Origin of the sequence: Phytohabitans rumicis (assembly GCF_011764445.1) — a bacterium.
Lineage (GTDB): Bacteria > Actinomycetota > Actinomycetes > Mycobacteriales > Micromonosporaceae > Phytohabitans > Phytohabitans rumicis.
On record NZ_BLPG01000001.1, the window covers coordinates 6,324,680 to 6,336,963 of the forward strand.

Genomic DNA, 12,284 nt, shown 5'->3' on the forward strand with positions numbered 1-12,284 from the left:
GTGCAGCGTCCCCTGTTCCAGAGCCAGACCACCGCCGTGCTGGTCGGCGCCGCACTATTCCTCGCCGGCAGCTACTGCCTGTGGGACGCGTGGGGCGGCCGCGGCCAGTCCACGCCGCGGCTGGCCCGCCCGTTCACCTGGTGGTGAGGGATGGACCGCCGCTACAGCGCAACCGCCAACGCCGCCGGCGCCGCCACGGTGACGATCCGGCCCCCCTCCTCCGCGGGCTGGACCGTCACGCAGGTATCGATCGAGATGGACACCGAAGCCACCGGGGTGCTCTGCAACCTGCGTAAAAACGGGTTCCTGATCTCACCGCTGGTGCCTCAGTCGGACGCCGCCGGCGGCGATCCGCCCGTCGAGCTGCAAGCGTCCGACGAGATGACCGTCGAGTGGACCGGCGCCAACGCCGGCGACGCCGGCCGGGTGTTGATCTTCTACACCGAGGGGACCTGATGCGGTCCGTGCTGGCCGGGCTGCGCCGGCTGGTCATCCCCTGGGGCGCGCGTACCGGCCCGCGGATCGTGCTCGCGACGGGCCTGACTGCCCCGCTGTCCGACGCCGCGATCCTGTTCTACGTCGACGAAACCCGGGCGTACCTGATCGACGTCGACCTGTCCGGCGGGGTGCTCGGCGAGTTCGGGCTGAGCCTGGTCAACCTCCAGTCGATGACGCCGCTCGATGTGCTGCGCGTGTCCGCCGGCGGCGGCACCGGCACCCAAATGACCCTCACCATCGGTGAGGACGTCATGCAGACCGTGCTGCGCGCGCTCGGCAGCGCCGGGATCACCGTCAACCCGGCCGATATCGCGATCGTCGGCCCGGTCGCCGTCGACAACATCGACGTCTCCGGTGCGCTCACCGGCGACGGGATCGGCGTGACCCGCGCCGCGTTCCGCTCGACCGACTCAGCCGCCCGGGCGAACACCATCGCCCCGGCCGACGACGACCAACTCACGTTCCCGGACCTGCCGGCCAACTCCGTGTGGGCGCTGGACGGGTGGCTGCGCTGGTCGTGCACATCGCCCACCCCAGGGCTCCGCAGCGACTTCACCGGCCCGCTCGGCGCCGACATGGTGCGCTCGTTCTTCGCCCAACCGACGAGCGGCACCACGACGATCGGGCCGATCGACACCGGCAGCGCGGGCAGCATCGGCGCTGACGACACCCGCCAGACGATCAACGGCGTCGCGGCTGGAGACCTGCGGGCCACCCTGACCATGGGGGCGTCTCGGGTGATGTGACGTACCGCTGGGCGCAGGTGGTCAGCAACGCGGCCGGGGTGACGTTGCTGGCCGGCTCCCGGTTCCTGCTCACCCGGATGGCGTGATGGCCTGGTATCTCGCACCATCGCTGGCCGTGCTCCGCACCGAGGTCAACACCCGCTGGCCCCGGCGGGACAAGACCAGCGACGGCACCATCGGCGACCCCGCGCATCAAGAACGGCCCAGCGATCACAACCCGAATGCGCGGGAGTCGGTCGACGCCTGGGACATGGATAAGGACGGCGTCGACGTCGACGAGGTGATCCGCGCGTTCGAGCGGCATCCCAGCGCGCACTACTGGATCTGGAACCGGCAGCTCGCCGACAAGGACACCGGCTGGCGGCCGGAGCCGTACGACGGCGACAACGCGCACACCCTGCACGTGCACTTTTCGATCAAGCAAACCGCGGCCGCGGAGCAGGACCGGCGGCCGTGGGGCCTACTGGAGGACGACATGAACTTCCGCGACGGCGGCGACGGCGAGGCCCTGATCTACCGGCTGTCCGCGCTGGTCAGCGGCGCCGCAACCGTGCAGGGCGGTCCGACCAAGGGCGAACGGGTCGCGATCATCGAACGGATCAACAGCACCGTCGGCAGGCTCGACGCCCTGGCCGCGCGGGTCGAGGCGCTCGCCGCGGCGGACGCCGCCCGCGACGCCCAGCTCCGCGCACTGCTGGAGCAGCACGAGCACGGGCAGCTCAGTGCCGAGGCCGTCGTACGACGGATGGGGGAGCTACTGGCCGCGGCCGGGCAGGACGGCGCATGAACCCGCGTTTCGTGTGGCCCGCCGTCGTGCTGGTCGGCGTCGCCATGATCGTCACCGCCGTGATGGCGATCGCCGGCGTCGACCGGGAGACCATCGTCGTGGTGATCTCCCTCATGGTCTCCCCCGTGCTCACCGCGATGCTCGCCATCCAAGTCGCCGAGGTCAGGTCCACGACCAACCAGGTCGCCCACCAGACCAACGGCACCAACACCCGCATGATGGAGATCATCGAAGCCCAAGGAAGGCTGCTCGCCGCGATGTCCCCGGCGCCGGCCACCGCCCCGGCGCCGCCCCAGGACCCGGCCTAGTCGATGTCGAACGTCGGCAATCGCTCCACGGTGCTGAACATCTGCCGTGTTACCAGCGCGTACCCGCTCGTCGTGCGCGGGTCCTCGTGCCGGGCTAGGTGCTGCGTCACCAACACGTCCTCCTCCACGGCGTGCGCGGCGGTTACGAACCAATGCCGGAACCGCTGTAGGTGCACGTCGGGCATCTTCAAACGGTCGAAGAACCGGCGTGCCCTAACTGCCAACCAATGACCGTCCACCGGACCGCCGGCGGCCGAGCGGATCAACGGCCCGTCCGGCAAGTTCTTTACCATGGCCCAGATCTTGGAGTGGGCCGGCAGCACAGCGTCCCGCTTACCTCCCTTGCCCTCGCGGACGACCATGGCTCTCTTAGGAACATCGCCGATCCGCAAGATTCGGAAGTCTTGCCGGTCCAACTGTGCGATTTCTGAGGCTCTCAGACCGGCGTACGCAGCGAGCATGATGATCAATCGCTGTTGTGGGCACGCCGCACGCAAGGACCGAGCGAGTTGATCGTCTGTAACAGGGTCCGGCATTGACTTTGGTACTGGCGGCCTAGGGATGTCCAACATCGGATTCCAGCTCAGCATCGGTCGACGCCCGGCCGTCGCCCAGGTGAAGAACCCGAACAGGTGCATGTAGTAGGTGTGCAGGGTCCATCGGCCCCATCCAGGCGTCGCTAGCCACTGCTCGATCTCGTCAGGCGCCGCGCGGACGAGCCCGTACGGCAGCGCGACGTCGACCCGTTTCAAGAGCTTCTGTCGCGCGATAATGGTGCGTGTCGATCGGCCCGCGGCGCGCAGGTGCGTCACGTGAGCGTCAATGTAAGCACTCATGCAAGTAACCGTTACATAACTTAGTGTGAATAAGGATCATGCTCGATGGCTGTATCAAGCCGCGACCGGGGGACGCAAAACGACCGGCCGGCGGCCGGTCGTTGACTCAGTTGATGTTGACAATACGTACCCGGTTGTAGTTTCACGCTGCCACGGCCCGTCCCCCGGACGAGGGACGCCCGGTGGCTCGGCGTGTCGCGCGGGGCGGACAACGAAAAAAGAGGGCTCCCCCGGTCTACGGGGGAGCCCTCTTTGACGGCGGTACTAGTGGGTGACCTCTTCCGACTTGCGCTCGGCGGGGGCGGCCTCCACGGGCGGGTGCCCGGGGGAGACCGGGGCCTCGGCGGGTTTTTCGATCGGGAAGAAGAAGCCCTTGATGGCGGGGCCCAGGGCGCCGAGTCGGTTCATCTTCTTCGGTACGACCCAGCCGGCGTACTCCAGTTCGCCGTGGCCGTGCTTGTCGACCGGGGCGAGCGGTTGGTGTACCTCGATGAACTTTCCGTCCGGCAGGCGGCGGATGATGCCTGTTTCCACGCCGTGTACGAGGACTTCCCGGTCGTGTTGCTGTAGGCCGAGGCAGATCCGGTAGGTGACGTAGTAGGCGAGTGGCGGCAGGATCAGGATGCCGATCCGGCCGGCCCAGGTCATCGCGTTCAGGCTGATGTGGAACTTGTCGGCGAGGATGTCGTTGCCGCCGGAGAGCGTCAGGACGAGCCAGAACATGATCGCCATGGCGCCGAGCGAGGTGCGGGCCGGTACGTCACGCGGGCGCTGCAGCAGGTGGTGCGCCTTGTGATCCTTGGTCAGCCGGGCCTCGATGAACGGGTACGCCAGTGGCAGCATCGTCAGGATGCCCGGCAGCACGACCGTCGGCCAGAAGATCGGTGGGATGGTGTAGCCGTCGCCCCAGCCGAAGAGGTCGAACCGTATCTCCCAGGCGGGGAAGAGTCGGGTCGAGCCGTCGAGGAACATGACGTACCAGTCGGGTTGGCTGCCCGCGGAGACCGTGTATGCCTCGTACGGGCCGAACAGCCAGATTGGGTTGATCTGGAACAGACCGCCCATCAGCGCGATGACGCCGAAGACGATCATGAAGAAGCCGCCCTGCTTGATGGTGTACCGCGGCACGAACCGCTCGCCGACCACGTTGTGCTCGGTGCGGCCGGGGCCGGGCCACTGGGTGTGCTTCTGCTTGAAGACCAGGCCCAGGTGGACGGTGATCAGGGCGAGCAGCGCACCCGGGATGAGCAGCACGTGCGTGATGTAGAACCGGCCCATGATGACGTGCCCGGGGAACTCGCCGTCGAAGAGCGCCGTGGTCACCCAGGAGCCGATGACGGGGATCGACAGCATGATGGCCGAGGCGATCCGCAGGCCGGTGCCGGACAGCGCGTCGTCGGGCAGCGAGTACCCGGTGAAGCCGGCCAGGAAGCCCACCCAGAAGAGCAGCGAGCCGATGATCCAGTTCGTCTCACGCGGCTTGCGGAACGCGCCGGTGAAGAAGATCCGGAACATGTGCACCACGATCGCGGCCATGAACGTCAGTGCGGCCCAGTGGTGCATCTGCCGCATGATCAGGCCGCCGCGCACGTCGAACGACAGGTCCAGGCTCGACGCGTACGCCTGGGACATGTGCACGCCGCGCAGCGGGGCGTAGCTGCCGTCGTACGTCGTCGTGGACAGCGACGGGTCGTAGAACAGCGTCAGGAACGTGCCGGTCAGCAGCAGCACGATGAACGAGAACAGCGCGATCTCGCCGAGCAGGAACGACCAGTGGTCCGGGAAAACCTTGTTCAGGATGCCGCGCAGCGGGGTGGCCGCCTGGAACCGGTCGTCCAGACCACCGGCCGCCTTCGCGGGAATCGCGCTGACGTCGACCTTTCGGCGCTTCATGGCCGCTCCCAGAATGCTGGCCCAACAGCAACCTTGTAGTCGGACGTTGCCACAAAGAACCCTTCCTCGTCCACCGTGATGGGCAGCTGAGGCAGGCTACGGGTGGCGGGTCCGAAGATCGGCCGGGCGTTGTCGGTGATCAGGAACTGCGACTGGTGGCACGGGCAGAGCAGCCGGTTGGTCTGCTGCTCGTACAGGCTGGCCGGGCAGCCGGCGTGGGTGCAGATCTTCGAGTACGCCACGAAGTTCTCCCACTGCGAGCCCACGTTGACCGGCTTGGCGTCCGCGCGGGCCTTCTCCGCGTCGTCCGACCGCAGGTGGATCAGCAGGGTGGGGAGTCGGCGTGCTCGTTGGTGGCGCCCTCCGGGATGCCCGGGAAGACGGTCATCTGGCCGCCCACGCTGACGTCCTCGGGGCGGATCGGCGTGCCGTCCTCGCGGGCCAGCCGCACCGGCTTGCCGCCGTTGCCGGCCGGGTCCCAGCCGGTGCGGAAGAGGATCGCGTCCTTCGTCGGGCTCTTGATCAGGCCACCGATCAGCGGGGCCGCGGCGACCGCGCCCACCGGGGCCAGCCCGAGGAGCGCCGCGAGGCCGAGCGTCTTGCGGCGCTTGATCCCCAGCTCGTCGAGGATGTACACCATGGTCTGGCCGGTGAGCTTGCGCTGCACCCGGTCGGACGGCCCGTCGTGCCGGTCCTGGATCGCCACCTCCTTGGGCAGCAGCCGCTTGCCCCAGGTCAGGATGCCGAAGCCGATGCCCAGCAGCGCGATGCCCAGGGTGAGACCCAGCAGGGGCGTGTAGAGCTTGGTGTTGTTGGCGCCGAGCTCGTACTCCCAGGGCCACCAGATGTAGACCACCAGGAACGCCGTCGCGGCCAGGCCGGTGAGCAGGAAGAACGCCATGACGACGCGGACCATCCGGCGCTCGGCCTTGGTCCCCTTCACGGGGAACGGGTCCTCGTAGTGGACGATCTCGACCCCGTCGCGGCGCGCGCCCTCGCGGACGATCTCGAACCGGCTCAGCCGGGGGTCGTCGATGTCGACCTCTTCCGGCTCGACGTGCGAGTGGGTGTCGGTGCTCATGACTTCCCCGCAATCCAGAGGGCAGCGAAAATCAGTGCGACGATGCCGACCAGGAAGATCGCGAGCCCCTCGGTCACCGGACCGAAGCGGCCCAGACCCCAACCACCCGGGTCCTTGTCCTGCTTCAGCGCCTCCTGGACGTACGCGATGATCTCCTTCTTCTGGTCCGGGGTGAGCTGGTTGTCGCCGAACACCGGCATGTTCTGCGGACCGGTCAGCATCGCGGCGTAGAGCTCGCGGTCGGTGGCCTCGCTCAGCGGCGGGGCGTACTTGCCCGACGAGAGGGCGCCGCCGCCGCCGGAGAAGGCGTGGCAGGACGAGCAGTTGACCCGGAAGAGGTTGCCGCCGCGGGCGATGGCCTCGTCGTCGCCCGCCGGCGAGCGCAGGTCACCGTCCGGCACCTGCGGGCCGCCACCCAACTCCTGGACGTACTGGGCGAGCTGGCGGGTCTGGTCGTCGTTGAACACGGCCGGCTTGCGGGGGCCTGCGCCTCCTGGCGGGCCATCGGCATGCGGCCGGTGCTGACCTGGAACTCGACGGCTGCCGCCCCGACACCGATCAGGCTGGGCCCGCGCCCCTCCACACCCTGCGCGTTGCGGCCGTGGCAGGAGATGCAGCTCTGGTCGAACAGCGCCTTGCCCTCTTGCGCGGCGGTGGACAGCGGCGGCGTGTCGTCGGCCGACAGGCCCGGAGCGAACACGGTGTACGCGCCGCCGGCCAGGGTCAGCGCGATCGTGAGCCGGACCACGGTGCCCAGGCGCCGGCGCGCCTTGCTGCGCGGCAGCGATGGCCTGCGGCGCAGCCGCGCGAGCAAGCCGCCGGGGGTGTCAGAAGTCATGCCAAGTCCTTCATGCCGGTAAGACGAGCTGAGCGAGCCAAACGTGACGCGATTACTGGAGCAGGTAGATCATCGAGAAGAGGGCGATCCAGACGATGTCGACGAAGTGCCAGTAGTACGACACGACGATCGCCGAGGTCGCCTGCGCGGGCGTGAACCGACCCATGGTCGTACGGGCCATGAAGATCAAGAACGCGATGAGGCCGCCCGTGACGTGCAGGCCGTGGAAGCCCGTGGTCAGGTAGAACATCGACCCGTACCCGTCAGCGTTGATCTTGACGCCGTCGTGGACCAGGTTGCGGTACTCGTTGGCCTGCCCGAGCACGAAGATCAGGCCCATCACGAACGTGAGGGTGAACCAGCGGCGCAGCGAGTGCACGTCGCCCTTCTCCGCCGCGAAGACGCCGAACTGGCAGGTCACCGAGGAGGCGACCAGGATCAGCGTGAACGTCGTCGCGTATGGCAGGTTGAGAGCCTCGGTGTGATGCTCCCACTGCTCAGGGGCGGCGGCGCGGATGGAGAAGTACATCGCGAACAGGGCCGCGAAGAACATCAGTTCGCTGGAGAGCCACACGATCGTCCCGACGCTGACCATGTTTGGCCGCGTCAGCGAGTGGATCCGGCTCTTGTCAATGGCTGAGGCCGCAGTCACGCCGTCATTATCGCCACCTCGTAGTACGACGCTGCGTCGGGGTCCACTACGACGGGGTGTCGTGGCCCGATGGCGGTCCTGCCGGAGGGCTGGCATAGCCTCGGAGCGTGGTTCCCTTCACCGTGTCGGCCATCTTCACCGAGACCCGCCTGGACGGCTGGATCGCGGTGCTGCTGGTCGTTGCGGCCGCCCTCTACCTGTACGGCGTGCACCGGCTGCGGGCCCGCGGCGACCAGTGGCCGCTGTCCCGGACGCTGCTCTTCGTGGTCGCCGGGCTGGGCTCGATCGCGGTGGTGACGGTCAGCGGCCTGCACGCGTACGACACGACGCTGCTGTCGGTGCACATGGTGCAACACATGGTGTTGTCGATGGTGGCGCCGATCTTCCTGGCGCTCGGTGCGCCGGTCACCCTGGCCCTGCGGGTGCTCCACGGCGCCCCGCGCCGCCGACTGCTGGCCGTGGTGCACAGCCGGGTCGCCAAGGTGCTGACGTTCCCGCTGGTGGCGTACGCCCTCTTCGTCGCCAACCCGTTCGCGCTCTACTTCACCGGCCTCTATCGCCTGACCCTGGAAAACGAGTTCGCGCATGAGGTGGTGCACGCGCACTTCATCCTCACCGGGTGCCTCTTCTTCTGGCCGCTGATCGGGCTGGACCCGCTGCCCGGCCGCTGGCCGTACCCGGGGCGGGCGCTGCTGATGGTGCTCTCCGTGCCGTTCCACACCGTGCTGGGGCTCACCATCATGCAGAGCACCACGCTGCTCGGCGGCGACTACTACCCGTCGCTGGGGCTGTCCTGGGCGGACCCGTGGACCGACCAGGAGATCGCCGGGGGCATCCTCTGGGCGGGCGGCGAGCTCGTCTCGATCACGATGCTCGGCGTTCTCGTGATGCAGTGGTTCAAGCAGTCGGAGCGGGAGGCTCGCCGCATCGACCGCGAGCTGGACCGCCAGGAGGCGGCGGAGGCGGCGCGGGCCGCGGCGGCCGGGGACGCCGCCGCCCGATGACGACGGTACGATCAGGCCGCAGCTACGAGGTGGGAGCGCAATGACCGACCGTACTTACACCGTCCTGCTCTACAGCGACGACTCGCAGGTCCGTGACCGGATGCGGCTCGCGATCGGCCCGCGGCCGGCGGCCGACCTCACGGTGGAGTTCGTCGAGGCCAGCGACTACGCGGGGTGCGTGCGGCTGGTCGACGAGTACGAGGTCGACCTGATGGTGCTCGACGGCGAGGCGACCCCCGGCGGCGGCATCGGCATCGCCCGCCAGATCAAGGACGACCGCGACGACGCGCCACCCACCTGTGTGGTGATCGCCCGAGCGGCCGACCGCTGGCTCGCGGCGTACGCACAGGTCGAAGCGACCCTGCTGCATCCGCTCGACCCGGTCACCACCGGGCAGACCGTCGCCGGGCTGCTGCGTTCCCGCGCCGCGGCCTGATTCCCCCACAGCTGGAGGGCTCCCCGTGGGAGAACGGACCTGGCCCAATCTGATCGCCGCGCTGCTGCGCGCCGAAGACCTGTCCACCGCGGACACCGCCTGGGCCATGGGCGAGATCATGACCGGCACCGCCACGCCGGCGCAGATCGCCGGCTTCGTCATGGCGCTGCGCGCCAAGGGCGAGACGCCGGGCGAGCTGTCCGGCCTGGTCGAGACCATGCTTGCCACCGCCGCGCGGGTCGAGCTTCCCGATGAGGTACGCGCCGACGCGGTCGACGTCGTGGGTACGGGTGGCGACCGTGCGCACACCGTCAACATCTCCACGATGACCGCGATGGTGGTCGCCGGCGCGGGCGTACGCGTGGTGAAGCACGGCAACCGGGCCGCCTCCTCCAAGTGCGGGGCGGCGGACCTGCTGGAGTTCCTGGGCATCCCGCTCGACCTCGGTCCGGAGCAGGTGGCGCGCTGCGTCACCGAGGTGGGCATCGGCTTCTGCTTCGCCGCCCGCTACCACCCCGGCATGCGGCACACGGCGGTGCCGCGGCGCGAGCTGGGCGTGCCGACCGTGTTCAACTTCCTCGGCCCACTGACCAACCCGGCCCAGCCGCGCGCGGGCGCGGTCGGGTGCTTCGACACCCGGATGGCGCCCGTGATGGCGGCGGTGTTCGCCGCGCGGGGCGACTCGGTGCTGGTGATGCGCGGCGAGGACGGGCTCGACGAGTTCAGCACGGCGGCGCCGACCCGGGTGTGGGCGGTGCACGGCGGCGCGGTCACCGAGATGCTGCTCGACGCGGCCGACCTGGGCATCGCCCGGTCCGCCCCGGGCGACCTGCGCGGCGGCGACGCGGCGTTCAACGCCGACGTGACGCGGCGGCTCCTGGCCGGCGAGCCCGGCCCGGTCCGCGACGCCGTCCTGGTCAACGCCGCGGCCGCGCTGACCGCCCACGCCGGCCTGACCGGCGATCCGCTGGAGGCGATGCGCGCGGGTTTGGCGCGGGCCGCCACGGCCATCGACTCCGGCTCCGCCGCGAAGACCCTCGACCGCTGGATCGCGGTAGCCACCTCTTCGTGATCAAGGCGTCCCTCAAGTCGTTCCAACGACTTCAGGGACGCCTTGATCACGGGAGGGTGCGGGCGAACGTGGCTACCTGCGCGGCGATGGTCGCGGAGGCGCGGACCCAGGTGAAGTGGTCGGCGCCGGGGAGCGTGACGCGGTGGCGCTCCACTTCGGCGCGCTCCAGCTTCGCGCAGAGGTCGTCGAGGGTCTCGTGCGGCGTGTACTGGTCGTGGTCGATGCTGATGGCCAGCACCGGCGTGCGGACCTGGCGTACGGCCGCCTCGGCGTCGACGCCCTCGACGACCGGAAAGCGCCCGGTGCGCGCCGTGTACGCCCAGTCGCGCATCACGCCGCGCGCCTGCCGGCCGCCGAAGCCCCAGCCCGGCCACACCCGCAGCAGCGCGGACACGCCCGCGATCGCCTGGATGTACGGCCCGACGACCAGCCGCCGGAGCAGGTCCGGATAGAGCCGCCAGTACGGCAACCCGACCGCGACGAGGGCGAGGCCGTCCACATCGGACTCCCCGTCGAGGGCCAGATGCAGCAGCGTGGCCTGCCCGCCGAGCGAGTGGCCGAGCAGGATCCGGCGCCGCCCGTCCAGCCGCGGCTTGAGCGCCTCCTGCACCGCACCGACGTCGGCGATGAGCTCGGCATAGCCGTACCCGGAGGAGCGGCTGGGCGGCGGCGTGCTCGCGCCCGTGCCGCGCAGGTCGGCCACGACGACGGCCAGGCCGGCCTCGCGCAGCGCGGCGGCGAACGGCCGGTAGTAGCGCGCCCGGACGCCCATCGCCGGCCAGACGACCACGACGGGCGCGTCGGTCACACCGTCGGGCTCGGGATAGATCTGCATGCCGATGCGGTCGGTGCCGCGGTCGACGTACTCCTGGACGAAGTCCTCAGTCGGCATCATCTAGGCCGATCGCGAACGCGCCCTCCAGGTCGTGCTGCGAGTACGCGCGGAACGCGATATGGGACTCGGTGTTGATCACGCCGGGTGTCTTGGAGATTGAGCCGGCGATGACCTCGGCGATCTGCTCGTACTCGCGTACGCGCACGATCGCGATCAGGTCGACATGGCCGGCGACCGAGTAGACCTCGCTGACACCGGGCAGAGCGGCCAGGGTCTCGGCCACCTCGGGAATGGAGTCGGTGGCGCAGTCGATCAATACGATCGCGGTGATCACGCGTCCCACCTTAGCGGCCCGCGCTCGCCTCAAAAGGGCAGCCCTCTTGGGCGTGAATTCTGAGAAGGGGTCCCGTATACCTGCCGTGGCGGGCATACGGCTGCCCTTTGGGGCTAGGGCGCGTCCCCAGCAGCCGGCACCGTCAGGTCGCGGCCGGCGCGGATGGCGTCGACCAGGTGCTCGTCGGGGCTGACGTACCCGCCGGGCCACACGACCGAGCGGGTGAGCGTGCCCGCCACCGAGGCTCCCGCGCCGACCACCGAGCGCTCCACCGTGCCGGTCACGGTCGCGCCCGGCGCCACCAACTCCCCGGTGCCGGCGGCGTGCAGGTTCGCCGCCAGGTACGTGCGGGCCGTGCCGGTGTCGAGGTACGTCCCGACGTACGGCACCACGCGCAGGGCGCCCTGGGCCTCGGCGGGTCGCCACACCGCCTTGACCAGTTCGGCCGGCTCGGGCGGGAGGTCGCGGACGTACCGCCAGGGGAGCAGGGACAGGCCGGCGAAGCGGTGGCCGAAGAAGCCGTACGTCTCCTCGGGCGCGGGCTGGCCGAAGAGGCGTACCGTCTCGCCGTCCCAGCCGTCGATCAGGGCGGCGGCGTCGGCTCCGATCCCGGCGAGGTACGCGTCGGCGTTGGCCACCAGCACGCCCCGCCCGCCGATCCAGTCGCGGAGGTTGCCGACGCCTCCCGCCGTACCCAATGGGTGTGTCTCGGCCGAGATGTGCGCGCGGGCGCCGACGTGCGCGACCACCTGTTCGCCCAGGTAGCTGGCGTTGACCGCGACCGTCCCCGGATCGGCGAAGCCGAGCCGGGCGACGCGCGCCAGGGCGTGGTCGAGCAGCGGCACGTTGCCGACCGGGCACAGCGACTTGGGGAGGTGCTCGGTGAGCGGGCGCAGCCGCCGCCCCTCGCCTGCCGCGAGCACGATGGCGCAGAGATCCAGCTGTGCCGATCGGTGAGCGGTCG

14 protein-coding genes and 2 pseudogenes are annotated in these 12,284 nt (G+C 69.8%); 8 read left to right on the forward strand and 8 right to left on the reverse strand.

The annotated features are described in order from the left end of the window. The 5 genes from Prum_RS28895 to Prum_RS28915 all read left to right on the forward strand — a co-directional run bounded on the left by Prum_RS28895 (nucleotide 1) and on the right by Prum_RS28915 (nucleotide 2,339). On the forward strand, nucleotides 1-147 hold the full coding sequence (locus Prum_RS28895) for a hypothetical protein (RefSeq protein WP_173079352.1): 147 nt from the start codon (nucleotides 1-3) through the stop codon (nucleotides 145-147). Nucleotides 148-150: 3 nt separating this feature from the next. Continuing rightward, the gene (locus Prum_RS28900; protein ID WP_173079353.1) at nucleotides 151-456 is read left to right on the forward strand and encodes a hypothetical protein; all 306 of its coding nucleotides are present in this window, start codon (nucleotides 151-153) and stop codon (nucleotides 454-456) included. Continuing rightward, nucleotides 456-1,244 carry a hypothetical protein gene (locus Prum_RS28905; protein WP_173079354.1) on the forward strand — a complete coding sequence of 263 codons (789 nt, stop codon included), beginning with the start codon at nucleotides 456-458 and terminating at the stop codon, nucleotides 1,242-1,244. Before Prum_RS28900 ends, Prum_RS28905 begins: the two co-directional genes overlap by 1 nt. Nucleotides 1,245-1,329: 85 nt before the next feature. Beyond that, on the forward strand, nucleotides 1,330-2,031 hold the full coding sequence (locus tag Prum_RS28910; RefSeq protein WP_173079355.1) for a hypothetical protein: 702 nt from the start codon (nucleotides 1,330-1,332) through the stop codon (nucleotides 2,029-2,031). Further along, the gene (locus tag Prum_RS28915) at nucleotides 2,028-2,339 is read left to right on the forward strand and encodes a hypothetical protein (protein WP_173079356.1); all 312 of its coding nucleotides are present in this window, start codon (nucleotides 2,028-2,030) and stop codon (nucleotides 2,337-2,339) included. The genes Prum_RS28910 and Prum_RS28915 overlap by 4 nt, the downstream gene beginning before the upstream one ends. Here Prum_RS28915 and Prum_RS28920 read toward each other — a convergent pair. The 5 genes and pseudogenes from Prum_RS28920 to ctaE all read right to left on the reverse strand — a co-directional run bounded on the left by Prum_RS28920 (nucleotide 2,336) and on the right by ctaE (nucleotide 7,639). Next, nucleotides 2,336-3,175 carry a site-specific integrase gene (locus Prum_RS28920; RefSeq protein WP_173079357.1) on the reverse strand — a complete coding sequence of 280 codons (840 nt, stop codon included), beginning with the start codon at nucleotides 3,173-3,175 and terminating at the stop codon, nucleotides 2,336-2,338. The two genes, Prum_RS28915 and Prum_RS28920, sit on opposite strands and share 4 nt — an antisense overlap. Before the next feature lie 264 nt (nucleotides 3,176-3,439). Then, the gene (gene qcrB / locus Prum_RS28925) at nucleotides 3,440-5,068 is read right to left on the reverse strand and encodes a cytochrome bc1 complex cytochrome b subunit (RefSeq protein ID WP_173079358.1); all 1,629 of its coding nucleotides are present in this window, start codon (nucleotides 5,066-5,068) and stop codon (nucleotides 3,440-3,442) included. Beyond that, nucleotides 5,065-6,149 (reverse strand): annotated as a pseudogene (gene qcrA, locus Prum_RS28930) (cytochrome bc1 complex Rieske iron-sulfur subunit). The gene qcrB and the pseudogene qcrA overlap by 4 nt, the downstream one beginning before the upstream one ends. Then, a pseudogene (gene qcrC, locus Prum_RS28935) lies at nucleotides 6,146-6,987 on the reverse strand (cytochrome bc1 complex diheme cytochrome c subunit). Before qcrC ends, qcrA begins: the two co-directional pseudogenes overlap by 4 nt. A 52-nt stretch (nucleotides 6,988-7,039) precedes the next feature. Continuing rightward, nucleotides 7,040-7,639, reverse strand: coding sequence for an aa3-type cytochrome oxidase subunit III (gene ctaE / locus Prum_RS28940; RefSeq protein WP_218577376.1), 600 nt, complete (start codon nucleotides 7,637-7,639; stop codon nucleotides 7,040-7,042). A 107-nt stretch (nucleotides 7,640-7,746) separates the two neighbouring features. Here ctaE and Prum_RS28945 point away from each other — a divergent pair, with 107 nt between their 5' ends. The 3 genes from Prum_RS28945 to trpD are packed head-to-tail and all read left to right on the forward strand — an operon-like array spanning nucleotide 7,747 to nucleotide 10,151. Beyond that, nucleotides 7,747-8,643, forward strand: coding sequence for a cytochrome c oxidase assembly protein (locus tag Prum_RS28945; RefSeq protein WP_173079359.1), 897 nt, complete (start codon nucleotides 7,747-7,749; stop codon nucleotides 8,641-8,643). 40 nt (nucleotides 8,644-8,683) lie between these two features. After that, nucleotides 8,684-9,079, forward strand: coding sequence for a hypothetical protein (locus Prum_RS28950; RefSeq protein WP_173079360.1), 396 nt, complete (start codon nucleotides 8,684-8,686; stop codon nucleotides 9,077-9,079). A 25-nt stretch (nucleotides 9,080-9,104) separates the two neighbouring features. After that, complete coding sequence (gene trpD / locus Prum_RS28955; RefSeq protein ID WP_173079361.1) at nucleotides 9,105-10,151, forward strand: anthranilate phosphoribosyltransferase; 1,047 nt, start codon at nucleotides 9,105-9,107, stop codon at nucleotides 10,149-10,151. 46 nt (nucleotides 10,152-10,197) lie between these two features. Here trpD and Prum_RS28960 read toward each other — a convergent pair whose 3' ends face one another. The 3 genes from Prum_RS28960 to Prum_RS28970 form a co-directional block, all read right to left on the reverse strand. Next, nucleotides 10,198-11,043 carry an alpha/beta hydrolase family protein gene (locus Prum_RS28960; RefSeq protein WP_173079362.1) on the reverse strand — a complete coding sequence of 282 codons (846 nt, stop codon included), beginning with the start codon at nucleotides 11,041-11,043 and terminating at the stop codon, nucleotides 10,198-10,200. Further along, on the reverse strand, nucleotides 11,033-11,320 hold the full coding sequence (locus Prum_RS28965) for an Lrp/AsnC family transcriptional regulator (protein ID WP_173079363.1): 288 nt from the start codon (nucleotides 11,318-11,320) through the stop codon (nucleotides 11,033-11,035). Before Prum_RS28965 ends, Prum_RS28960 begins: the two co-directional genes overlap by 11 nt. 113 nt (nucleotides 11,321-11,433) lie before the next feature. Next, complete coding sequence (locus tag Prum_RS28970; protein ID WP_173084278.1) at nucleotides 11,434-12,246, reverse strand: nucleotidyltransferase family protein; 813 nt, start codon at nucleotides 12,244-12,246, stop codon at nucleotides 11,434-11,436. Nucleotides 12,247-12,284: the final 38 nt, after the last annotated feature.

Bases quoted from the DNA above. Each gene is read 5' to 3' on its own strand.
- Prum_RS28920 (WP_173079357.1), bottom strand. From the start codon at position 3,175: ATGAGTGCTTACATTGACGCTCACGTGACGCACCTGCGCGCCGCGGGC.
- Prum_RS28960 (WP_173079362.1), bottom strand. From the start codon at position 11,043: ATGCCGACTGAGGACTTCGTCCAGGAGTACGTCGACCGCGGCACCGAC.
- Prum_RS28910 (WP_173079355.1), top strand. From the start codon at position 1,330: ATGGCCTGGTATCTCGCACCATCGCTGGCCGTGCTCCGCACCGAGGTC.
- Prum_RS28900 (WP_173079353.1), top strand. From the start codon at position 151: ATGGACCGCCGCTACAGCGCAACCGCCAACGCCGCCGGCGCCGCCACG.
- qcrB (WP_173079358.1), bottom strand. From the start codon at position 5,068: ATGAAGCGCCGAAAGGTCGACGTCAGCGCGATTCCCGCGAAGGCGGCC.
- Prum_RS28950 (WP_173079360.1), top strand. From the start codon at position 8,684: ATGACCGACCGTACTTACACCGTCCTGCTCTACAGCGACGACTCGCAG.
- Prum_RS28905 (WP_173079354.1), top strand. From the start codon at position 456: ATGCGGTCCGTGCTGGCCGGGCTGCGCCGGCTGGTCATCCCCTGGGGC.
- Prum_RS28915 (WP_173079356.1), top strand. From the start codon at position 2,028: ATGAACCCGCGTTTCGTGTGGCCCGCCGTCGTGCTGGTCGGCGTCGCC.